The 714-nt window shown below is 71.0% G+C and carries 1 protein-coding gene; it reads left to right on the top strand.

Annotation, left to right across the window (positions count from 1 at the left end; translation table 11 throughout):
• The coding region (locus QSJ97_RS24595) for an acyl-CoA dehydrogenase family protein (protein ID WP_285675144.1) at nt 1–714 on the top strand (714 nt) is incomplete at both ends.

Raw genomic sequence — 714 nt, forward strand, 5'->3', positions numbered from 1 at the left:
CCCCTCCCCGGCGCCCTCGGGGCGCGCTGCGTTCGACTGGGCGGATCCGTTCCTGCTGGAGGATCAGCTCTCCGAGGAGGAGCGGATGATCCGCGACAGCGCCCGCGCGCATGCCGCGGAGCGGCTGGCGCCGCGGGTCCGCGCCGCCTTCGCCGAGGAGCGGGTCGAGCCGGAGATCTTCGCCGAGATGGGCGCCATGGGCCTGCTCGGCATCACCATCCCGGAGGAACATGGCGGGCTCGGCGCCGGCTATGTCGCCTATGGCCTGGTGGCGCGCGAGATCGAGCGGGTCGATTCGGGCTACCGCTCGATGATGTCGGTGCAGAGCTCGCTGGTGATGCACCCGATCAACGCCTATGGCACCGAGGCGCAGCGCCGGCGCTACCTGCCCAAGCTCGCCAGCGGCGACTGGATCGGCTGCTTCGGCCTGACCGAGCCCGATGCCGGCTCCGACCCCGCCGGCATGAAGACCCGCGCCGTGCCGGTCGACGGCGGCTACCGCCTGACCGGCACCAAGACCTGGATCTCCAACGCCCCGATCGCCGATGTCTTCGTGATCTGGGCGAAATCCGACGCCCATGACGGCAGGATCCGCGGCTTCGTGCTGGAGAAGGGCATGGCCGGCCTCTCGGCGCCGAAGATCGCCAACAAGCTCAGCCTGCGCGCCTCGGTCACCGGCGAGGTGGTGATGGACGGCGTCGAGGTGCCGGAGAC

This window comes from Paralimibaculum aggregatum (assembly GCF_030270585.1).
GTDB lineage: Bacteria > Pseudomonadota > Alphaproteobacteria > Rhodobacterales > Rhodobacteraceae > Thermohalobaculum > Thermohalobaculum aggregatum.